This is a genomic window from Pseudomonas sp. G11 (genome assembly GCF_029457515.1).
GTDB lineage: Bacteria > Pseudomonadota > Gammaproteobacteria > Pseudomonadales > Pseudomonadaceae > Aquipseudomonas > Aquipseudomonas gorinensis.
Window position 1 is genome coordinate 6667483 of sequence record NZ_CP120377.1, and the last position, 18690, is coordinate 6686172.

At 58.1% G+C, this 18690-nt stretch carries 24 protein-coding genes and 1 tRNA gene; 12 read left to right on the forward strand and 13 right to left on the reverse strand.

What is annotated here, in order from left to right:
• Positions 1–295: 295 nt before the first annotated feature.
• Positions 296–1078, reverse strand: a complete 783-nt coding sequence (gene cysE, locus P2T68_RS30710; protein WP_024077298.1) for a serine O-acetyltransferase — start codon at positions 1076–1078, stop codon at positions 296–298.
• A gap of 2 nt (positions 1079–1080) precedes the next feature.
• On the reverse strand, positions 1081–1851 hold the full coding sequence (gene trmJ, locus P2T68_RS30715; protein ID WP_069076970.1) for a tRNA (cytosine(32)/uridine(32)-2'-O)-methyltransferase TrmJ: 771 nt from the start codon (positions 1849–1851) through the stop codon (positions 1081–1083).
• A 145-nt stretch (positions 1852–1996) separates the two neighbouring features.
• Here trmJ and suhB point away from each other — a divergent pair, with 145 nt between their 5' ends.
• Positions 1997–2812: an inositol-phosphate phosphatase gene (suhB, locus tag P2T68_RS30720; protein ID WP_003175971.1), complete on the forward strand. Its 816-nt coding sequence runs from the start codon at positions 1997–1999 to the stop codon at positions 2810–2812.
• 128 nt (positions 2813–2940) lie between these two features.
• Here the strand turns inward: suhB and P2T68_RS30725 are convergent, their stop codons facing one another.
• The 6 genes from P2T68_RS30725 to queA all read right to left on the reverse strand — a co-directional run bounded on the left by P2T68_RS30725 (position 2941) and on the right by queA (position 9015).
• Positions 2941–3483, reverse strand: a complete 543-nt coding sequence (locus tag P2T68_RS30725; RefSeq protein WP_024077300.1) for a glycine zipper 2TM domain-containing protein — start codon at positions 3481–3483, stop codon at positions 2941–2943.
• Positions 3484–3607: 124 nt separating this feature from the next.
• Entirely contained in the window at positions 3608–4522 is a 915-nt protein-coding gene (gene secF / locus P2T68_RS30730; protein WP_024077301.1) for a protein translocase subunit SecF, read from the reverse strand.
• A gap of 9 nt (positions 4523–4531) precedes the next feature.
• Positions 4532–6400, reverse strand: a complete 1869-nt coding sequence (secD, locus tag P2T68_RS30735; RefSeq protein WP_041161017.1) for a protein translocase subunit SecD — start codon at positions 6398–6400, stop codon at positions 4532–4534.
• Positions 6401–6462: 62 nt separating this feature from the next.
• Positions 6463–6801, reverse strand: a complete 339-nt coding sequence (gene yajC / locus P2T68_RS30740; protein WP_003175975.1) for a preprotein translocase subunit YajC — start codon at positions 6799–6801, stop codon at positions 6463–6465.
• 43 nt (positions 6802–6844) lie between these two features.
• Positions 6845–7960, reverse strand: coding sequence for a tRNA guanosine(34) transglycosylase Tgt (tgt, locus tag P2T68_RS30745; RefSeq protein WP_003238437.1), 1116 nt, complete (start codon positions 7958–7960; stop codon positions 6845–6847).
• Between the two features lie 5 nt (positions 7961–7965).
• On the reverse strand, positions 7966–9015 hold the full coding sequence (gene queA / locus P2T68_RS30750) for a tRNA preQ1(34) S-adenosylmethionine ribosyltransferase-isomerase QueA (protein WP_277378702.1): 1050 nt from the start codon (positions 9013–9015) through the stop codon (positions 7966–7968).
• Between the two features lie 108 nt (positions 9016–9123).
• On the opposite strand from queA, the gene P2T68_RS30755 reads away from it, so the two are divergent.
• From P2T68_RS30755 to P2T68_RS30770, 4 genes are all read left to right on the forward strand, one after another.
• Positions 9124–9208: transfer RNA gene (locus P2T68_RS30755), tRNA-Leu, on the forward strand.
• Positions 9209–9458: 250 nt separating this feature from the next.
• Positions 9459–10586 (forward strand): AAA family ATPase, encoded by a 1128-nt coding sequence (locus tag P2T68_RS30760; RefSeq protein ID WP_024077305.1) that lies wholly within the window; start codon positions 9459–9461, stop codon positions 10584–10586.
• Positions 10583–11257 carry a DUF4276 family protein gene (locus tag P2T68_RS30765; RefSeq protein ID WP_024077306.1) on the forward strand — a complete coding sequence of 225 codons (675 nt, stop codon included), beginning with the start codon at positions 10583–10585 and terminating at the stop codon, positions 11255–11257. Before P2T68_RS30760 ends, P2T68_RS30765 begins: the two co-directional genes overlap by 4 nt.
• A gap of 36 nt (positions 11258–11293) precedes the next feature.
• A complete protein-coding gene (locus P2T68_RS30770) occupies positions 11294–11623 on the forward strand; it encodes a hypothetical protein (protein WP_102624133.1) in 330 nt (109 codons plus the stop codon).
• Positions 11624–11631: 8 nt separating this feature from the next.
• On the opposite strand, the gene P2T68_RS30775 is transcribed toward P2T68_RS30770, so the two are convergent.
• Positions 11632–12267, reverse strand: a complete 636-nt coding sequence (locus tag P2T68_RS30775; RefSeq protein ID WP_277378703.1) for a LysE family translocator — start codon at positions 12265–12267, stop codon at positions 11632–11634.
• 156 nt (positions 12268–12423) lie between these two features.
• On the opposite strand from P2T68_RS30775, the gene P2T68_RS30780 reads away from it, so the two are divergent.
• The gene (locus tag P2T68_RS30780; RefSeq protein ID WP_024077309.1) at positions 12424–12795 is read left to right on the forward strand and encodes a PH domain-containing protein; all 372 of its coding nucleotides are present in this window, start codon (positions 12424–12426) and stop codon (positions 12793–12795) included.
• A gap of 80 nt (positions 12796–12875) precedes the next feature.
• Here the strand turns inward: P2T68_RS30780 and P2T68_RS30785 are convergent, their stop codons facing one another.
• Positions 12876–13394 (reverse strand): hypothetical protein, encoded by a 519-nt coding sequence (locus P2T68_RS30785; RefSeq protein WP_024077310.1) that lies wholly within the window; start codon positions 13392–13394, stop codon positions 12876–12878.
• Positions 13395–13638: 244 nt separating this feature from the next.
• Between P2T68_RS30785 and P2T68_RS30790 the strand changes: the two genes are divergently transcribed.
• The 4 genes from P2T68_RS30790 to P2T68_RS30805 are packed head-to-tail and all read left to right on the forward strand — an operon-like array spanning position 13639 to position 14996.
• Entirely contained in the window at positions 13639–13923 is a 285-nt protein-coding gene (locus P2T68_RS30790; RefSeq protein ID WP_069076973.1) for a hypothetical protein, read from the forward strand.
• A 38-nt stretch (positions 13924–13961) separates the two neighbouring features.
• On the forward strand, positions 13962–14117 hold the full coding sequence (locus P2T68_RS30795; RefSeq protein ID WP_237141799.1) for a colicin E3/pyocin S6 family cytotoxin: 156 nt from the start codon (positions 13962–13964) through the stop codon (positions 14115–14117).
• Positions 14118–14131: 14 nt separating this feature from the next.
• Positions 14132–14419 (forward strand): colicin E3-like toxin immunity protein, encoded by a 288-nt coding sequence (locus P2T68_RS30800; RefSeq protein WP_069076974.1) that lies wholly within the window; start codon positions 14132–14134, stop codon positions 14417–14419.
• A 4-nt stretch (positions 14420–14423) separates the two neighbouring features.
• The gene (locus P2T68_RS30805) at positions 14424–14996 is read left to right on the forward strand and encodes a hypothetical protein (RefSeq protein ID WP_346772492.1); all 573 of its coding nucleotides are present in this window, start codon (positions 14424–14426) and stop codon (positions 14994–14996) included.
• Here the strand turns inward: P2T68_RS30805 and P2T68_RS30810 are convergent.
• The 3 genes from P2T68_RS30810 to P2T68_RS30820 all read right to left on the reverse strand — a co-directional run bounded on the left by P2T68_RS30810 (position 14935) and on the right by P2T68_RS30820 (position 17718).
• On the reverse strand, positions 14935–15507 hold the full coding sequence (locus P2T68_RS30810; protein ID WP_024077314.1) for a hypothetical protein: 573 nt from the start codon (positions 15505–15507) through the stop codon (positions 14935–14937). The genes P2T68_RS30805 and P2T68_RS30810 overlap by 62 nt on opposite strands.
• Before the next feature lie 199 nt (positions 15508–15706).
• Positions 15707–17059 carry a sensor histidine kinase gene (locus tag P2T68_RS30815; protein WP_277378704.1) on the reverse strand — a complete coding sequence of 451 codons (1353 nt, stop codon included), beginning with the start codon at positions 17057–17059 and terminating at the stop codon, positions 15707–15709.
• Entirely contained in the window at positions 17056–17718 is a 663-nt protein-coding gene (locus tag P2T68_RS30820; RefSeq protein ID WP_024077316.1) for a response regulator, read from the reverse strand. Before P2T68_RS30820 ends, P2T68_RS30815 begins: the two co-directional genes overlap by 4 nt.
• A gap of 147 nt (positions 17719–17865) precedes the next feature.
• Between P2T68_RS30820 and P2T68_RS30825 the strand changes: the two genes are divergently transcribed.
• Together P2T68_RS30825 and P2T68_RS30830 are read left to right on the forward strand one after the other, a co-directional pair.
• The gene (locus tag P2T68_RS30825; protein ID WP_041161018.1) at positions 17866–18132 is read left to right on the forward strand and encodes a PepSY domain-containing protein; all 267 of its coding nucleotides are present in this window, start codon (positions 17866–17868) and stop codon (positions 18130–18132) included.
• The gene (locus tag P2T68_RS30830) at positions 18132–18677 is read left to right on the forward strand and encodes a cytochrome b/b6 domain-containing protein (RefSeq protein ID WP_168232508.1); all 546 of its coding nucleotides are present in this window, start codon (positions 18132–18134) and stop codon (positions 18675–18677) included. Before P2T68_RS30825 ends, P2T68_RS30830 begins: the two co-directional genes overlap by 1 nt.
• Positions 18678–18690: the final 13 nt, after the last annotated feature.

Genomic DNA, 18690 nt, shown 5'->3' on the forward strand with positions numbered 1-18690 from the left:
AGTACCAAGGTGTTTCAGAATGGGAGCAAGTATGCGATTCCCGAGTATTTAAGTCAACTATAAGACCTAGTACTTTAGTCAGGATTACCCGTAAAAAGGGCGCGCGAATCATAGCAGGATGGGGTGGGGACGAACAGCGGGAACAGGACCGGATGGGAATTGCTGGATCAACGGAGATCAAATGTGGGAGGGGCTTGCCCCGATAGCGGTCTGACAGCTGACGAATGCGTCGACTGACCCACCGTCATCGGGGTGTAGCCCCCTCCCACAGGGGTTTTGTGGTGACGATGAGACTTCAGCCGGCCTTGCTTGCAGCTTCGTCCTTGATCTCGGCGAAGTCCTCTTCGCGCAGCTCAGGCAAGTCTTTCGCACAGTAGCTGCTGCCCAGTTCCTTCAGCGCGCCACACATGCCGTCCAACTTGCCGTCCACCGCTTGCAGGTGGTCAAGCAACTGGCCGATGGCGCGCGCCACCGGGTCGGGCATGTCTTCGCTGACACCGTAGGCATCGAAGCCGATCTTCTCGGCCATGGCCTTGCGCTTGGCTTCCTGCTCATCGCCCACTTCCGGCTTGACGATGATCCGCCCGGGAATACCCACCACGGTGGCGCCGGCCGGCACGGCCTTGGTCACCACGGCGTTGGAACCGACCTTGGCACCAGCCCCTACCGTGAACGGGCCAAGCACCTTGGCGCCCGCGCCCACCACCACGCCGTTCCCCAGCGTCGGGTGGCGCTTACCCTTGTTCCAACTGGTGCCGCCCAAGGTCACGCCCTGGTACAGGGTCACGTCATCACCAATCTCGGCAGTCTCGCCAATCACGATGCCCATACCGTGATCGATAAAGAAGCGACGCCCCACCTTGGCACCCGGATGGATCTCGATCCCGGTCAACCAGCGACCGAAGTTCGACACCAGTCGCGCCAGCCATTTCCAGCCCATATTCCACAACGCACCGGACAGGCGGTGGATCCAGATAGCGTGCATTCCCGGATAGCAGGTCAGCACTTCAAAGGCATTGCGCGCTGCCGGGTCACGATGGAAAACACTCTGGATATCTTCTCGCAAACGCTCGAACATTTTTAATCCTTCCGCTTAAGAAGCTCGCCACGGGCCGCTTTCTGGGTTTCCGTGAGGATGCCACGCAATATATTCATTTCCGCTCGACTGACCGAGCTGCGCCCGTACAACCGACGCAGGCGCGCCATCAAGTGCCGTGGTTTTTCCGGATCGAGAAATTCGATGGCCACCAGGGTTTGCTCCAGGTGTTCATAGAACCGCTCCAGCTCGTCCATGGTGGCCAGTTCGCCACTTTTGGTCGACGCAACTTCATCCTTCTCGACCTTGCTCGGCTGGCCTTCAGCAGCCAGCCAGGCCATGCGCACCTCGTAACTCAGCACCTGCACCGCTGCCCCGAGGTTCAGCGAGCTGAACTCAGGGTCTGATGGGATGTGCACGTGATAATGACATCGCTGCAGCTCTTCATTGGTCAGGCCGGAGTCTTCGCGACCGAAGACCAGGGCGATTTCAGCGCCACCGGCCGCCTCTTCCACCACTTTGGTCCCGCATTCACGCGGATCCAGCAGTGGCCACGGAATGCGCCGGTCGCGGGCGCTGGTGCCGAGCACCAGATTGCAGCCGACCAGGGCGTCTTCCAAGGTGGCGACGATCTGGGCACTTTCAAGGATGTCATTGGCGCCAGATGCACGAGCATCGGCCTCGTGGTGCGGGAACACGCGTGGTTCGACCAGCACCAGGCGCGTCAGCCCCATGTTTTTCATGGCTCGCGCCACCCCGCCGATATTGCCGGGATGACTGGTATTGACCAGGACGACACGAATGTTTTGCAGCAAGGGAGGCGCTCTCGGACACAGGAAAGGGGAGCAAATCTTACAGAACAGCCTAAGGTTATGCCATGAAAGCTCACGTCGTCCTTCACCTGAAGAAAGTTTCTGCTAGAATGCTCGGCTTTCTTTAACAACCTTAGGTGACACATCCATGCAGCCCATGCTGAATATCGCGCTGCGCGCCGCCCGCAGCGCCAGTGAATTGATCTTCCGCTCCATCGAGCGCCTGGATACCATCAAGGTCGACGAAAAAGACGCCAAGGATTATGTATCCGAGGTGGATCGCGCCGCCGAACAGAAAATCATCGACGCCCTGCGCAAGGCCTACCCGACCCACGGCATCCTCGGTGAAGAAACCGGCCTGCACAAAGGTAGCGGCGAAGGCGAAGACTACCTGTGGATCATCGATCCACTGGATGGCACCACCAACTTCCTGCGCGGCATCCCGCACTTTGCCGTAAGCATCGCGTGCAAATACCGCGGCCGCCTGGAACACGCCGTTGTCCTCGACCCGGTTCGCCAGGAAGAATTCACCGCCAGCCGTGGCCGTGGCGCCCAGCTCAATGGCCGCCGCCTGCGCGTCAGCGGTCGCACCAGCCTGGACGGCGCCCTGCTGGGCACCGGCTTCCCGTTCCGCGATGACCAGATGGACAACCTGGAAAACTACCTGGGCATGTTCCGCGCCCTGGTTGGCCAGACCGCCGGCATCCGCCGCGCCGGTGCAGCCAGCCTGGACCTGGCCTACGTGGCTGCCGGCCGTTTCGATGCGTTCTGGGAATCAGGCCTGTCCGAGTGGGACATGGCTGCAGGCGCCCTGCTGATTCAGGAAGCAGGCGGCCTGGTGAGCGACTTCACCGGCGGCCATGACTTCCTTGAAAAAGGCCACGTCGTTGCCGGCAACACCAAATGCTTCAAGGCGGTCCTGACGGCGATCCAGCCGCACCTGCCAGCCTCGCTGAAGCGCTAAGCGAGCGAGCACAAAAAAGCACCCCTCGGGGTGCTTTTTTTATGCCTGGGATTTGAAGACCACTAGCAACACACAACAAATATGGGAGGGGGCCCCTCCCATACCTTGAACTGAACCAGGCTTTGGGATTACTGCTGGTTCTGGCCCAGGACGAGACGCCCTTCCTTGTCGACCGGAATTTGGCCGCCTGGATCACGGTCCATACGTACCGAGCCTTCCTTGCCATCCAAGGTGTAACGCACGTCGTACCCGACTACCTTGTCACTGATGTCGTTAACGGTGTTACAGCGCGTTTGCGTGGTGGTGTAGGTATCGCGGTTCTGCATGCCTTCCTGAACCTTGTTACCGGCGTAACCACCACCGACAGCACCGGCCACGGTGGCCAGTTTCTTACCATTACCGCCGCCGATCTGGTTACCCAACAAGCCACCAGCCAGCGCACCGACCACCGTACCGACGATCTGGTGTTGATCCTGCACCGGCTTCTGCCGGGTCACTGCGACGTCCTTGCAGACCTCGCGAGGCGTTTTAATCTGGGTTTTCACCGGCTGCACTGCCAGCACTTGCGCATACTCAGGGCCGCTTTTTACCAGGCTGTAGGTGGCAACAGCACCCCCGGCAGTTACACCGACAGCACCCAATACCGCACCAACCAGTAACGACTTGTTCACGTTGAACCTCCTGACCATCACAAACGGACCGAAAGATCCGCGCTATACCCAGCCTTGGAGCAAAAAAAAAGGCACGAGTTCAATACTCGTGCCTTTTTTGTAACAGCTGATCAACAAACGCCCATCAAGGACGGTCGTCGACCTCCTTGCCGGTGCTGGCCGGAGGGATCAGGTCTTCGCTGTTGAGGTTCAGCCAGATCAGTACCACGTTGGCGATGTAGATCGACGAGTAGGTACCCGCCAGGACGCCAATAAACAACGCCAGGGAGAAGCCCCACAGGTTGTCGCCACCAAAGATCATCAGGGCCGCGATCGCCAGCAAGGTGGAGATCGACGTCGCCATGGTCCGTAGCAGGGTCTGGGTGGTGGAGATGTTGATGTTCTCGATCAGCGTCGCCTTGCGCAGCACCCGGAAGTTCTCACGAACCCGGTCGAATACCACGATGGTGTCGTTGAGCGAGTAACCAATGATCGCCAGCACCGCGGCCAGCACGGTCAGGTCGAAGGTGATCTGGAAGTACGCCAGGATACCCACGGTCACGACCACGTCGTGGATCAGCGACACAATGGCGCCGACGCCGAACTTCCACTGAAAGCGAAAGGCCAGGTAGATCATGATGCCGACCAGCGCCATCAGCATGCCGAGACCGCCCTGGTCGCGAAGCTCTTCACCCACTTGAGGGCCGACGAACTCGACGCGCTTGACCGACGCCGGGTTATCGCCGCCGACCTTCTGCAAGGCTTCGGCGACCTGATGACCCAATTGTGGGTCTTCGCCAGGCATACGCACCAGCAGGTCAGTGGTTGCACCAAAGCTCTGCACGATGGCTTCGTGATAGCCGGCCTTGACCAGCTCACTGCGCACCAGGGTAACGTCGGCCGGCTTCTCGTAGGTCAGCTCGATGAGCGTACCGCCGGTGAAGTCCAGACCGTAGTTCAGGCCCTTATGGAACCAGCTGAACAACGCCAGAACGGTAAGGAGCACGGTGACGCCGAACGCAATATTGCGAACGCCCATGAAGTTGATTGTACGTAACATGGCAGCCCCTTAAATCCACAACTTCTTGAAGTCACGCCCGCCAAAGATCAGGTTGACCATTGCGCGGGTCACCATGATGGCCGTGAACATCGAGGTAAAGATACCGAGGGACATGGTTACCGCAAAACCTTTGACGGGGCCGGTGCCCATGGCAAAGAGAATCCCGCCGACCAGCAATGTGGTCAGGTTGGAGTCGAGAATCGCGGTAAATGCCCGGCCGAAGCCTTCGTTGATTGCACGCTGAACGGTCATGCCGGCGGCGATCTCTTCACGAATCCGCGAGAAGATCAGCACGTTGGCGTCCACCGCCATACCCATGGTGAGTACGATACCGGCGATACCTGGCAGGGTCAGCGTAGCGCCCAGCAGCGACATCAGGGCCAGCAGCATCACCATGTTGCCCGCCAGGGCCACGGTGGCGATGATGCCGAAGAAGCGGTAGATGGCGATGATGAACAGCGACACGAACAGCATGCCCCACAAGGCTGCGTCGACGCCCTTGGTGATGTTGTCGGCGCCCAGGCTCGGGCCAATGGTGCGTTCTTCAGCGAAGTACATCGGTGCAGCCAAGCCACCGGCACGCAGCAGCAGGGCCAGCTCCGAGGATTCGCCCTGGCCGTTCAGGCCAGTGATGCGGAATTGAGCACCCAGCGGCGACTGGATGGTCGCCAGGCTGATGATCTTCTTCTCTTCCTTGAAGGTCTGTACCGGCACGTCTTTCTCGACGCCGTTGACCATTTGCTTGGTGTAGGTAGTGATCGGACGTTGCTCGATGAAGATCACCGCCATACTGCGACCGACGTTACTGCGCGTGGCGCGGCTCATCAGTTCGCCGCCGTGGCCATCCAGGCGGATGTTCACTTCAGGGGTACCGTGCTCGCCGAAACCGGCCTTCGCGTCGGTGACCTGGTCACCGGTAATGATCAAGCCACGCTCGATCTGCGCCGGAGGGCGGTTGCCTTCACGGAACTCGAAAGTCTCGGAAGTGGCCTTGGAAGCACCCGGCTCGGCGGCCAGGCGGAATTCCAGGTTGGCGGTTTTACCCAGGATACGCTTGGCTTCTGCGGTGTCCTGCACGCCCGGCAGCTCAACCACAATGCGGTTGGCGCCCTGACGCTGAACGATCGGCTCGGCCACACCCAGCTCGTTGACGCGGTTACGTACCGTGGTCAAGTTCTGCTTGATCGAGTATTCGCGGATTTCCGCCAGCTTGGCCGGGGTCATCGCCAGACGCAGCACCGGTTGACCATTGAGGTCGGCCGGTACGATGTCGAAATCGTTGAAGTTCTTGCGGATCAGCGCACGGGCCTGTTCGCGGGACGCTTCGTCAGAGAAGCCCAGCTGGATGGCACCGTTGAGCTGCGGGAGGCTGCGATAACGCAACTTCTCTTTACGCAGCAGGCTCTTCACGTCGCCTTCGTAGACTTTGAGGCGTGCGTCGAGGGCCTTGTCCATGTCCACTTCCAGCAGGAAGTGCACACCACCGGACAAGTCCAGACCCAGCTTCATCGGGTGCGCGCCAATGCTGCGCAGCCATTTTGGCGTGGTCTGTGCCAGGTTGAGCGCGACAACGTAGTCGTCGCCCATGGCCTTGCGCACAACATCCTTGGCCGGCAATTGGTCTTCTTGCTTGGTCAGGCGCAACAAGCCGCCTTTCGCATCAGCTGCCAACGTTGCCGCCTTGACCTGGATGCCCGCATCGGTGAGCGCCTTGCTCGCGCGTTCCAGGTCAGCCTGATTGACCTTCAGCGAAGTGCTGGCGCCAGATATCTGGATCGCAGGGTCATCAGGATAGAGATTGGGAGCGGAATAAATAAAACCGATCGCCAGCACCGCCAGGATCAGTACGTATTTCCACAGAGGGTATTTGTTCAGCATCACGCCGCCCGCTTATAACGCGGGGCGCCTTGCGCGCCCCGTCGATTGGTAAAGGTTGTTGCTTAGATCGCTTTGAGCGTGCCTTTAGGCAGCGTGGCGGCGATAGCGCCCTTCTGGAACTTCATTTCTACGGTGTCGGAGACTTCCAGGACCACGAAAGCGTCGGAAACCTTGGTGATCTTGCCGGCGATACCGCCAGTGGTCACGACTTCGTCACCTTTCTGCAAGCTGCCCAGCAGGTTTTTCTGCTCTTTGGCGCGCTTGGCCTGTGGACGCCAGATCATCAGGTAGAAGATGACCAGGAAACCGACCAGGAAAATCCACTCGAAACCACCGCCCATAGGGCCGGCAGCAGCAGGCGCAGCGGCGTCAGCCATGGCGTTAGAGATAAAAAAGCTCATTTAGCACTCCAGTTGCAAATAGTGAATCTTAGGGTCGGAAAACTCAGTCCAAGGGCGGCACAGGGAGCCCGCGCTTGGCATAGAAGGCATCGACGAAGGCGGCCAATGTACCCTGTTGAATAGCCTCGCGCAAACCAGCCATCAGGACTTGGTAGTGACGCAAATTGTGGATGGTATTCAACATGCTACCCAGCATTTCCCCGCACTTGTCCAGATGGTGCAGATAAGCACGGGAGAAGTTCTGGCAGGTGTAGCAGTCACAGGTGGGATCCAGCGGCGATTCATCATGGCGATGGAACGCGTTACGGATCTTCAGCACGCCTGTATCGATGAACAGATGCCCATTGCGGGCATTACGGGTTGGCATCACGCAATCGAACATGTCCACACCGCGGCGCACACCCTCTACGAGATCCTCCGGTTTGCCAACGCCCATAAGGTAACGAGGTTTTTCAGCGGGCATCAGGCCCGGCAGATAATCCAGCACCTTGATCATTTCGTGCTTGGGTTCGCCCACGGACAGGCCGCCAATGGCAAGACCGTCAAAGCCGATCTTGTCGAGGCCTTCCAGTGAGCGCTTGCGCAGACTTTCATGCATGCCGCCCTGGACGATACCGAACAGCGCCGCGGTATTGTCACCGTGGGCGTTTTTCGAGCGCTGGGCCCAACGCAGCGACAGCTCCATGGAAATCCGCGCGACGTCTTCGTCAGCCGGGTACGGCGTGCATTCGTCAAAAATCATCACGATGTCGGAGCCCAGGTCGCGCTGGACCTGCATCGACTCTTCCGGCCCCATGAACACTTTGGCACCGTCCACCGGCGAGGCGAAGGTCACGCCCTCCTCCTTGATCTTGCGCATGGCCCCCAGGCTGAACACTTGGAAACCACCGGAGTCGGTGAGGATCGGGCCTTGCCACTTCATGAAGTCATGCAGGTCGCCGTGCTTCTTGATCACTTCCGTGCCCGGACGCAGCCACAGGTGAAAGGTGTTGCCCAGGATAATCTCGGCGCCGGTGGCGACGATGTCGCGCGGCAGCATGCCTTTGACGGTGCCGTAGGTGCCCACGGGCATGAAGGCCGGGGTCTCTACCGTACCGCGCGGGAAAGTCAGGCGACCGCGACGGGCTTTGCCGTCGGTGGCGAGCAATTCAAACGACATACGACTCATAGTTGTTCCTCTGGGCCGCGCGGCGCCGGATTACGGGTGATAAACATCGCATCACCGTAGCTGAAAAAACGGTACCCATAGTCGATGGCGGCTTGATAAGCGGCCATGGTCTGCGGATAACCGGCAAATGCCGACACCAGCATCAACAGCGTGGATTCCGGCAAATGGAAGTTGGTCACCAGGGCGTCGACCACGTGAAACGGCCGGCCTGGGTAAATAAAGATATCGGTGTCGCCACTGAACGGCTTGAGTACGCCATCGCGCGCCGCGCTCTCCAGGGAACGCACACTGGTAGTGCCCACTGCAACGACGCGCCCGCCACGCGCCTTGCACGCATTCACCGCGTCCACGACGTCCTGGCTGACCTCCAGCCATTCGCTGTGCATATGGTGGTCTTCGATCTTATCCACACGCACCGGCTGAAACGTGCCGGCCCCCACGTGCAGGGTCACATAGGCGCTCTCGACGCCCTTGGCGGCGATTGCATCCAGCAGCGGCTGGTCGAAATGCAGCCCGGCAGTCGGCGCGGCAACCGCCCCCAGGCGTTGCGAGTACACCGTTTGATAGCGCTCGCGGTCCGAGTCTTCGTCGGGGCGATCTATATAAGGAGGCAACGGCATATGGCCGACGCGCTCCAGCAGCGGCAACACTTCCTCGGCAAACTTGAGTTCGAACAGCGCATCATGGCGCGCAACCATCTCGGCTTCGCCACCGCCATCGATCAAGATCGTCGAACCCGGTTTGGGCGATTTGCTGGAACGCACATGGGCCAGCACGCGATGGTTGTCCAGCACCCGTTCCACCAGAATTTCCAGCTTGCCGCCGGAGGCTTTCTGGCCAAACAGCCGCGCCGGAATCACCCGGGTATTGTTGAACACCATCAGATCGCCTGGGCGCAAATGCTCAAGCAAATCAGTGAATTGACGGTGTGCGAGGGCACCGCTCACCCCGTCCAGGGTCAGCAGTCGACTGGCGCGACGCTCGGCCAAAGGGTGGCGAGCGATCAGCGAATCAGGGAGCTCAAAAGTAAAGTCAGCAACGCGCATGATGGGGTTCGTCTAGCAGGGCCGGGAAGTCTAGCGGAAATAGTCAAAATTGACCATGAAACGTGATTGACCAACGGTAATCTCATCTCTATACTTCGCCGCCATTGAGCCCTGATGGCGGAATTGGTAGACGCGGCGGATTCAAAATCCGTTTTCGAAAGGAGTGGGAGTTCGAGTCTCCCTCGGGGCACCATCTTAAAAAAAGACCTTGAAATTCAAGGTCTTTTTTTTCGCCTGAAGAAAAGTGGTTGCTGGCTTGCCTCAGCTGTCTTAGCCGCAATGACCACCACTCAAAGCGTTGGTATTAGGTAGAAAAGATTAGCGTTAGGATGAAGCTATCAAGTGACGAGCCAGTCTCTAAAATCAATGGCAAACTCCGCGACAGCTATCAATGACAGCAGCCTGGTCTCGACGAATAGCGGCGCTAAAGGAATCAAGCAGCAATGAGCACAAAGAACCCCATCAGTCGGCTGACGATCAAGGGATTTAAGTCAATCAAGAACCTTGAAGACTTCCGCCTGGAAAGCTTGAACGTACTGCTGGGTGCCAATGGCGCAGGCAAGAGCAGCTTCGTTGCTTACTTTCGTATGCTCAGCGAAATGATGGAGTCGCGCCTACAGACATGGACCACCCAACAAGGCAAGGCAGATCGAATTGTCAGCTTCGGGGTGAAGGAAACGACGAGGATCTTCTCCTACGTTCACTTTGGCCTTAACGGTTATGAGTTCGAGCTGGAGTCGACCGTTGATGGAGGGTTTGTTTTTGCCAATGAACGACTTTTTTTTGAAGGCCCCATGTATGGGTCTGAATGGATTCCCCTCGGCTCAGGACACCAAGAGGCCAAACTCAAAAAAGCGTTCGACGTAAAACAATTCCAAGCCCCTTACAAAAATAACGTCGTAGCGTACTGCTATGAATCGATTTCCAGCTGGAAGGTTTTTCACTTCCATGACACCAGCGAAACAGCAAGTGTCAAACGCTACGGCCCTGTTCACATCAACGACTACCTAAGGCCCGACGCCTCGAACCTGGCGGCTTATCTGCATCGCCTATCCACTGAGACGCCTGAAGTCTACGACCAGATCCGCAAGACCATCCAACTGGCGATCCCGTTCTTCGACGATTTTGTACTCCGTCCGGTGCGCTTAGACACACAAGAAGAACTGATCAATTTGCAATGGCGACAAAAGGACAGCGATTACACCTTCTGGCCCAGTCAACTCTCGGACGGCTCGATTCGTTTCATGTGCCTGGTAACCGCCCTCCTTCAGCCCGACCCACCATCGACGATCATCATCGATGAGCCGGAGTTAGGCCTGCACCCTTATGCAATCACTTTGCTGGGTTCGCTGTTACGGTCTGCCTCTACGCGAATGCAGGTGATTGTTTCAACGCAATCAGTCCCACTGGTAAACGAGTTCTCTATCGATGACTTGATCATCGTTGAGCGGGAAAAGGGAGCAACTGTCTTCAAGCGTCTGGACGAAAAAGCTTTCGAAACGTGGTTAGACGACTACTCAGTAGGCGAGTTGTGGGAGAAAAACATCTTGGGCGGGAGGCCGCGTAAATGATTCGAGTGCACGTCATTTGCGAGGGCCAGACAGAGGAGATGTTCATCAACGAAGTGTTGGCTCAAGCCTTTCACCACTTGGGTATTTACCTGATGCCAGCGCTGATCGGTAAACCAGGCCACAAAGGCGGCAACTTTCGCTTTGAGCGCCTGCTCAGCGATGTTGAAAAACGCCTGCTCGGCGACCGCCAAGCCTATTGCACCACGTTCTTTGATTTTTATGGTCTGCCCGAAGAGTTTCCTGGAAAAGCGAATGCCGCCGGCAAAAACTCCATGGATGAAAAAGCCGATTGCCTGCTAGAAGCCATGGTGGAAAGGCTAGCGATCGAATTAGGTGATGACGCCATGCGCCGATTCATTCCCTATGTGCAGATGTACGAATTCGAAGGTTTGCTTTTCAGTTGTCCACGGCGACTTGCCACGGGCATCAACCAGCCCAACCTTGAAGATCGGTTTATGCACATACGGAATGAGTTTGAAACGCCGGAAACCATCAATAACAGCCCGATGACGGCGCCGAGCAAAAGGCTTAAGACGCTTTATGCGGGTTACGACAAGCCGCTGCACGGCTCGTTGGCGGCCATTGAAATCGGCCTGCCAGCGATACGCGAACAGTGCAGTCGCTTCGATACCTGGCTAAGTGAAATGGAAGCTTTGCAGCCGGTTGCCTGAGGCGCCTGCTGGCGACACATTAAGGTAAACAGCACCATGGAATTGCAACTGGAAGCAGTCGCCTTGTTCTCGCACAAACTGGCCTATGAAACAGAAGGTGAGAGTCCGATACTGCGTGATGACCCGATCATGAGCGAATACGAGCGCGAGGTATTCGGGCTGTTGGTCCGCAACGGCGAGATCAATATCATCCAGCAAAAACTGGACGAATGCCTGGCAGTGGCACTCAGCTCCTTGGGCGGCGTGAATACCGTGATGGGTCGCGAGCTGCAACGGCTGACGTTGGATGTGCGCCAAGCATCGACACTGCACGAACTCAATGCCCCACTCAACGCACTCAAGGATTACCTGAAGGCGATCCTGTAACGTCCGGTTCAGCGACGCCCTTCCACCGCCATCCGCACCGCCAGCCCCATCAGCACCGACCCCATCAGCCAGCGCTGCACCACCTGCCAACCCGGTCGGGTGACGAAAAACACCGCGATGGAGCCGGCCATGGTGGCAATCACTGCGTTGACGCTCACGCTGATGAAAATCTGCGTAAACCCCAGCACCAGAGATTGGGTCAGCACACTGCCATGACCGTTCGGGTCGATGAACTGGGGCAGTAACGACAAATACATCACCGCCACCTTGGGGTTCAGCAGGTTCGTCACCAGGCCCATGGTGAACAGTTTGCGTGGGCTGTCCTTGGGCAAATCCCGCACCTGGAACGGCGATCGCCCACCCGGCCGAATTGCCTGCCAGGCCATATAGGCCAGGTACAACGCACCGCCGAAGCGCAGTGCGTCATAGGCAAATGGCACCGCCATGACCAAAGCCGTGATCCCCAAGGCCGCGCACACCATGTAAACCAGAAAACCCAACGCCACGCCGCCCAGGGAAATCAACCCGGCCTTGCGGCCCTGGCAGATCGAGCGGGAGATGAGGTAAATCATGTTCGGGCCGGGCGTGAGCACCATGCCGAGTGAAATAAGCGCATAGGCCAGCCAGCTGGACAGTTCGGGCATTGTTGGGCTCCTGGGGTGTTATTTTGTCGACGTGAAACATTTGGCCAAGGTTATAGGCTTGGACCCAATGGTAGGGCGTTCAAAATGCGCGCGTTAGATACAGATCCGCGAGCAAAACGGCATACACCACCGCACCACTCACCCAAGGCCAGGCCCATGATCGACTTCAACAACAAAGGCTTTTTCAAACTCAAACAGAACAACGAATACGCCGAACGCGTATCGGCCCTGCTGCTGGACGGCGAAGAAGTGATCGACGCCTACAAAGCCATGCGCGACGGCGTGGTCTTCACCACCAAACGCATCATCGCGGTGAATGTGCAGGGGATTACCGGCAGCAAGAAGGACTTCACCTCACTGCCGTATAAAAACATCGTGGCGTATTCGGTGGAGACGTCCGGGACGTTTGACCTGGATTCGGAGTTGGAGATTTACTTCTCGTCGCTGGGGAAAGTGAAATTCGAGTTCACCGGCAAGACCTCGATCGTTGAAATCTCCCGGCTGATTTCCAAACACCTGTTGACTTGATCACTACACAAAAAAAGACCTTGGCCCCCAAGGTCTATCGCTGCCGAGACGCTATGAGTGACGCGGGCGGCGCTCAAACATCACGCCACTTCCCAGACCTTGATGACCACTTCTCCATTACCGCCATCATCCAGGATGAGCGTTTCGCTCTTATCCCCCCAGAAGCTAATCCGCTGGTACCAATCCAGCCAGTTGCTCTCCAGGTCTTTCTGCTCACTGGAGCAAGAGATGACGACCTGGATTTTCAGCGTTTTTTCAGCCTTGGGTACCCACTTCGCCAACTTCAGCCGGTCATTGAGGATCTTGTTTCTCCATTTACTTTGGGTCCACGCATGCGCTGTCGCAACCTCAAGGAATACCTGCGTCCCCTCGTTTCCGCAGACGCGCAGATCCCCGAGAAACTTTGATGTGTTGTCCGCAAAAGACTGCTTGTAAGCAGGCTTGGGAAAGGCTTCGTAACCCCGGTCAACAAAAGCAGTAAAAATCTCCCAATTGACCCACTCTTCAAATGAGTAGCCGGTATGTGCAAAGCGGGTGACTTGTTTGGCTTTCGGGGCGAAGTGATCAGAGAGAATCTGGCAAAAGTCCTGCAGGGTCATAAGGTCTTCCTTGGGAGTAGTGATAGAGGGTGCCTCAACAACTGATTTACGCGGCTACCCCACGCATTGCTTTATCGTCATGAGGCTGGAAAACATGAAGAGTCGCCTCAAAGGTAGAAAAATACTCGTCAAGACTCGTCGCGTTTCAGCTGACTTTTCTCACGTACTTCATCGAACATTGCGAGTGTCAGGTTTCCGTTATCGTTAATAGGCTCACTCCCTCGCACAAGGAAGTGAGCCCGTCATGTCAGAACGCGCGTATCCCATCACCGAAGAAGAACAACTCAAGCGGCGCATCCTGAGCCGACAGCCGACGCCAGCACCCTATTTTCCGGCAATCGACATATTCGCCCCTCCCCCAGCGCCAACCTCGGCACCCGCCAAGCCAGCCGGTTGCGTTTTCACCAAACCCTGCAAGCTGCCCGACGGCGTCATTCGCTATGCAAACCCCACCGGCTACGTCCCGCTTGAGCTGATCAAGGACTACGGCCATTTCAGCCTGTTGGGCGGATTCCCCAAAAACCGGTAACACCAAGAAAAAGCGGGGCTGGCTTACGTGAGCGTTGGATAGATGCAAAAAGGAGAAAGCTATTTGAATGGGATTCCAAGAAAGGAGAGCTGGAGGTCTATCGAAACAGTGATTTGGAACACCTCGGCGCATTTGATCCTTATACGGCCGAGCGTCGAGGACCGGCGGACCCGAAACGTCGAATTTACAGATAAAGAGGAACTCGGAAATGGTGATGAAAATCAGATTGCGATGGTACGAAAAGCACAGCAATGACTTGAAGGCAGATGAGTATTCAGCGGATATCGCAGATCCAGACAGTGTTTTTGAAGCATTGGGTTTAGGCGAAGAAACCGCGATATATGCCGACGTATTCAATGTGCTGCCGAGCTGGATAACGATCATTCAGCCGTACTTCCAGCACATCATTGAACCCGACCGCCTCGACTACCAAATTTCCTTCCGCTACCAAGGCGCCTGGCCACCACCACCAACACAACCCAAGAAGGAACCTTGATGCAATGAGACCTACACTGCAAAAGCCCCTCCTCTACCGCTCAGTCAACACCCGAACCCATGGCGTGCGCCACGGAAGTTGCCTTGCCTACCGGTATGAGCGGCACACCAAAAGAGAAAAAAACAAACGATCAAACCGCAGTTCGATGCACAGCCATCAACGACACGGTTTTGATTACACCCCGCTATTCCGCTTTCTCCTATCCAAAGTCGGTCACCCATGGGATCAGGTTTTCAGCGAAGCCAACGCCCGCCTGGATCGTCCGGAGCCGGTGTTCTGGATGGTTGCGCTACACGAAAGTGACAAGCAGGAGTACGTGAGAACGGATGAAAACAGCTACTACAGCGGCTTGTGGGTCGACGAAGATGGCCTACTGCAAAAGGTCAATCCTCAGCTGACGCCCGAGCAAATGACACCATTTAGCGACGGCTACACCCACACCTTCAACGGTGTGGTATTCGCCCAGACTTCACCACGCAAACGGCGGGCAACGCCCACCGTTCAATCAACTCCGCTTACCCCTCTTTCGCCTCACTCCCCTCCCCCCCAATCAACACCCGATTCGCCGGATCCGTAATATCAAACACCTGCTGCGCACACCCAGAACGGTCAAACTTGAACTGGAACTCCACCAGATACACCTTGGCCTTCTCCGGGCTGAACGTGCTCATCACCGGCCCGCAGCTGTAGTAAGCCCCAGTGCCCTGGCTGCGCGCCGAGCTGGACACGGTAAGTTTCTTGCCAGGATCCGCCTGGATCTCCAACTGTGGAAAACGCTTGAACCCGGCGCTGGCGACAGTCTGGTTGAGCTTGGCGATCCAGTTGAAGACCTTGCCTTCGCCGGTGTCCATCACGGTGCCAAGCGTTTCCGGGCGTTGGTCGGGGTCGCCTTCGCGGCGGATGGCGAATTCGACGGGGTTGGTGCCGCCGCTGGCCTTCATGATGACTTTGGCGTGGTCCGCGTCGACGGCCACGGTTTTCTGACGGAACTGGATACCGTCCTTGAGCAGGCTGGGCGATGAGTCACGTTGGTTCGATTGGCAGGCGCACAGGGCCAGGGCGAGGGAGAGCAGCGCGATTCGCTTCACGGGAGGATGTCCTTATCAGGGTGAAAGACGATGATAACTGGACCGGTGATTAAACAGAATGTTCCGCAGTGGAAAGTCCGCGATGCAGGGCTGCGGCCTGACAGGCTTACCGAGGTGATCCCATCGCGGCCTCGCCGGGGCTCGACAGCTCCCACATTTGATCTTCGTCGCGACTGACATTGCGTTCACACATTTCGCGTCAGCTCTCGTCAAACACCAACCGCGCGCACAACCCGCCTCGCTCACGATTATGCAGCGCCAACCGACAGCCGATCTTGCCGACGATCATCTGCACAATCGCCAGTCCCAGCCCTGCGCCATTGGCGTTGCCCTGGCTGTAAAAGCGCTCGAACAAGCGCCCGATTTGCGCCTCATCAATCCCCGGGCCCTGGTCTTCCACGCTCAAGCAATGGACGCCAATCACCACTTTCACCTCGCCCCCCAGCGGGGAGAAGTTGAGGGCGTTGGTCACCAGGTTCTGCAACGCAATGGCCAGCGCCACGGGGTCGGTCTCGACCCAGCACTCCTCGTTCCCTTCCAGCACCAATTCCACGTCTTTTTCCATGGCCAGCGGGGTCAACTCGGCGAGCTCTTCGCGCACCAACTCGGTCAAGTGCACACGGCTGCGCGTAGGGTTGTTCAGTTGCGGTTCGATGCGCGCCATCGTCAGTAACTGACTGCCAATGCGCGTCGCACGATCGACCCCATTGACCAGAAAATCCAACGCCTCACGCCGTTGTTCTTCAGTGCCGGCGATTTGGGCGTTTTGCGCATGGATCCGCAGGATCGCCAGCGGTGTGCGCAGCTCATGGGCTGCGTCAGCGATAAAACGGCGTTCGCGTTCGAGCAGCTCGTCAACTTGGACCAACAACCGATTGAGCGCGGTTTGCATGGGCTCCAAGTCGCTGGGCAAGGGCTTGAGGTGCAGCGGCTGCAAGGTGTCGGTGTTGCGCCCGCGAATCTTGCGGGCCATGGCCCGCAAGGGCTTGAGGCCCCAGCCGATCACCAGCCAGATCAACAGCGCCAGCAGCGGCACGCCGATCAGGGTCGGCCAGAGGGTGTGGCGCACGATGCGCTGGATCAGGTCCTGGCGAATGTCGTCGCGCTCGCCCACCCAGATCAGCAGGCCCTGTTGCGGGTCGGCGAGGAGGAACGCGCACCAGTCGTTGCCGTTGTCCACAATGTCATGGGCACCGAGGGTAGCCGGTGGGGCCGCCAGCACGGGCGCCTCGGTGGAACGCACCAGCAACTCACCATCGGTGCGCCACACCTGGAAGGTCAGGCGGGTTTCATAGGGATGGGCAACGCCCTCCTCACCCACGCGGCTCATGGCCTGGTCAAACGCCTCATACAAGCGGTTCCAGTCCGCTTCGCCGGGCTCGCGTTGGCGCAGGACGCCTTGCAACAGGCGTGCGCTCTGGGCGAGTTGCGCGTCGTAGACTTCTTCGATTTCGTGGTGACTGTCGCGCAGCACCAACCAGCTGATCAGGGCGTCGCCAAGCAGGATCAGTACCAGGACGGGAACGAGGATGCGCGCGCGAACGGAAGTCATGGTTTGAGCACCAGCACATAACCCACGCCGCGCACGGTGCGAATCAGCTCGGTGGATAACTTCTTGCGCAGGTTATGGATCAATACTTCCAGGGTGTTGCTCTCGACACGGTCCTGCCAGCCATACAACGCGCGCGACAGCCGCTCGCGGGTCACGACTTTGCCGGGGCGCACCATCAGTTGGTGCAGCAGTTGGTATTCCATGGGGGTGACGATGATGTCCTCATCCTGATAGCGCACTTGCTGGGTGGCCGGGTCGAGGCTGATGCCAGCGTGTTCCAGCATCGGTTGCGCACGGCCCTGGCTGCGGCGCAACAAGGCGCGCACACGGGCCTTGAGCTCCTCCACGTCGAACGGCTTGACCAGGTAATCATCGGCACCGGCGTCCAAACCGGCGATGCGCTCGGCGGTGCCGTCGCGGGCAGTGAGGATCAGCACCGGCAGGTCGTGCTGCTCGGCGCGCAGTTGCTGCAACAGATCCAGGCCATCGAGGCGCGGCAGGCCGAGGTCGAGCAGCAACAGATCGAAGCTTTCCGTGCGCAGGGCATGCAAGGCCGCGACGCCATCCTGCAGCCAGTCGAGGGTGTAGCCCTCAGCGCCCAAGGCCACCCGAATCCCTTGGCCGAGGGCACGGTCATCTTCGACAAGCAGCAGGCGCATAACAAATTCTCTGTAGGAAACGGCGGCATCATGCCGGGTTCTGAGCGGGGCTATTTCGGGAAAGATGTTACGACTCGTTGCCAACTAAGCTTGCACTAAGGTTGGTTTTGCACTGTGAAATCTCCCACAACTGCTGAGAGCTTTTCCATGCGCAAAATTCTCCTGCTGTCCCTGGTCATCGCCAGCCCCCTGGCCCTCGCCGGCCCGCAGTGCACCACCGCCGAGCGTTCGCAATGGCAAGACGAAAAGGTCTTCCAGGACAAGCTCAAGGCCGAAGGCTACGAGATCAGCAAGTTCAAGGTTACCGACGGCAACTGCTATGAGATCTATGGCTTCGACAAAGACAAGCGCAAGGTCGAGATCTACCACGACCCGGTCACCGGCAAAGCCGTGAAGACTGAGATCAAGGGCTGATGCCAGGCGAATCCCTGCGCCTGTGGGACCCGCTGGTGAGGCTGTTTCATCTGTCCATCGCCGGGGTCTTCGTTGCCAATTACTTCTTTAACGAAGCAGGCGACGACTGGCATGCCTGGCTGGGCTACTACGCCATGGCCTGGCTGCTGGTTCGAACAGTGTGGGGATTCATCGGGCCGCGCAGTGCGCGTTGGGCGGATTTCTGGCCGACGCCAAAGCGGCTCAATGCCCATGTACGCTCGCTGCTCAATGGCCGGCCGCACCACCGCCTGGGCCATTCGCCGCTGGGTGCGCTGGTGATGCTGCTGATGTTGCTGGCCCTGCTGACCATCGGCATCAGCGGTTTCCTGATGCAGGAAGTCGACGCCTTGTGGGGCGCCGACTGGCCGCAGCAGATCCACGAGACCGCAGCCAATCTACTGCTGGGCTTGGTGAGCGTGCATGTGCTGGCGGCGGTATTCGAAAGCATCCAGGTACGGGACAACCTGCCGTTATCCATGCTCACCGGTCGCAGGAAGCGCCTGCCGGATGAGCGTGCGCAGTAATCCTTTTCCCGAC

Excerpts from the sequence above, each read along its gene's own strand:
- P2T68_RS30760 (WP_024077305.1), top strand. The coding sequence starts at position 9,459 with ATGAGCACAAAGAACCCCATCAGTCGGCTGACGATCAAGGGATTTAAG.
- P2T68_RS30805 (WP_346772492.1), top strand. The coding sequence starts at position 14,424 with ATGAGACCTACACTGCAAAAGCCCCTCCTCTACCGCTCAGTCAACACC.
- secD (WP_041161017.1), bottom strand. The coding sequence starts at position 6,400 with ATGCTGAACAAATACCCTCTGTGGAAATACGTACTGATCCTGGCGGTG.
- P2T68_RS30770 (WP_102624133.1), top strand. The coding sequence starts at position 11,294 with ATGGAATTGCAACTGGAAGCAGTCGCCTTGTTCTCGCACAAACTGGCC.
- suhB (WP_003175971.1), top strand. The coding sequence starts at position 1,997 with ATGCAGCCCATGCTGAATATCGCGCTGCGCGCCGCCCGCAGCGCCAGT.
- P2T68_RS30780 (WP_024077309.1), top strand. The coding sequence starts at position 12,424 with ATGATCGACTTCAACAACAAAGGCTTTTTCAAACTCAAACAGAACAAC.
- P2T68_RS30775 (WP_277378703.1), bottom strand. The coding sequence starts at position 12,267 with ATGCCCGAACTGTCCAGCTGGCTGGCCTATGCGCTTATTTCACTCGGC.
- P2T68_RS30820 (WP_024077316.1), bottom strand. The coding sequence starts at position 17,718 with ATGCGCCTGCTGCTTGTCGAAGATGACCGTGCCCTCGGCCAAGGGATT.
- P2T68_RS30830 (WP_168232508.1), top strand. The coding sequence starts at position 18,132 with ATGCCAGGCGAATCCCTGCGCCTGTGGGACCCGCTGGTGAGGCTGTTT.
- P2T68_RS30825 (WP_041161018.1), top strand. The coding sequence starts at position 17,866 with ATGCGCAAAATTCTCCTGCTGTCCCTGGTCATCGCCAGCCCCCTGGCC.
- queA (WP_277378702.1), bottom strand. The coding sequence starts at position 9,015 with ATGCGCGTTGCTGACTTTACTTTTGAGCTCCCTGATTCGCTGATCGCT.
- cysE (WP_024077298.1), bottom strand. The coding sequence starts at position 1,078 with ATGTTCGAGCGTTTGCGAGAAGATATCCAGAGTGTTTTCCATCGTGAC.
- yajC (WP_003175975.1), bottom strand. The coding sequence starts at position 6,801 with ATGAGCTTTTTTATCTCTAACGCCATGGCTGACGCCGCTGCGCCTGCT.
- tgt (WP_003238437.1), bottom strand. The coding sequence starts at position 7,960 with ATGTCGTTTGAATTGCTCGCCACCGACGGCAAAGCCCGTCGCGGTCGC.
- P2T68_RS30785 (WP_024077310.1), bottom strand. The coding sequence starts at position 13,394 with ATGACCCTGCAGGACTTTTGCCAGATTCTCTCTGATCACTTCGCCCCG.
- secF (WP_024077301.1), bottom strand. The coding sequence starts at position 4,522 with ATGTTACGTACAATCAACTTCATGGGCGTTCGCAATATTGCGTTCGGC.
- P2T68_RS30765 (WP_024077306.1), top strand. The coding sequence starts at position 10,583 with ATGATTCGAGTGCACGTCATTTGCGAGGGCCAGACAGAGGAGATGTTC.
- P2T68_RS30800 (WP_069076974.1), top strand. The coding sequence starts at position 14,132 with ATGGTGATGAAAATCAGATTGCGATGGTACGAAAAGCACAGCAATGAC.
- P2T68_RS30815 (WP_277378704.1), bottom strand. The coding sequence starts at position 17,059 with ATGACTTCCGTTCGCGCGCGCATCCTCGTTCCCGTCCTGGTACTGATC.
- P2T68_RS30790 (WP_069076973.1), top strand. The coding sequence starts at position 13,639 with ATGTCAGAACGCGCGTATCCCATCACCGAAGAAGAACAACTCAAGCGG.